The sequence below is a fragment of the Vibrio sp. 1402 genome, assembly GCF_033340275.1.
The window spans coordinates 1-581 of sequence record NZ_JAWOWE010000493.1 but is presented as its reverse complement, the minus strand read 5'-3'; the positions used below and the strand labels follow the sequence as shown (position 1 = coordinate 581).

The window sequence follows — 581 nt, the reverse complement described above, 5'->3', positions numbered from 1 at the left end:
GAGATCGTTTGGATGAAAACCGTCTGGAGTCCAGCCCACAGTCCAATTGCTCGTGCCAATTTCACCTTTCGGCATTGTAAGCACAGCAGGAAGTTGAACGTCTTCAAGGCCGCTCATCAACTCTGCAATTTTAGGGTTTACTGTGTAAGAGATCGTGCGGTATTGCTCTAGCATCTCGCCATCACGATCGACAAGATCGGCGCGAAGTGGCAATTTGCTCTTTTCGTCAATCCAAAGGACATAGGAATAACGTAGTCCGTCTTTCGGCACAATGCGTAATACCTGAGTTGGAACACCGGCTTCACGCGCACGCCCTACTTGAACGTAGTCGTAATACAGGTTTAGCTCGTCGATATTGGTGTTGAGCATCGGTATCGTTGGTGCAACCATTTTGCCTGATTCGATAGTGAACGGTTCCACGCCAGTTTCGATATAACTCACTTCTGTTCCGCGACGAATCACCTCGCGAACAGGCCCACTTAAATAAACAAGATGAGCGTACTGATCTTCGCCGTGTGTCGCGTGACGATACAGCAAAGGCTCAATGCTGTTCTTTTTGATAAGGATGTAAGAAAGTTCGT

The 581-nt window shown here is 47.8% G+C and carries 1 protein-coding gene; it reads right to left on the bottom strand.

All coding sequences use genetic code 11. The features are described from left to right. Positions 1-581: sigma-E factor regulatory protein RseB domain-containing protein (locus tag R7044_RS26870; RefSeq protein WP_318141749.1), on the bottom strand; the 581-nt coding region annotated here is incomplete at both ends.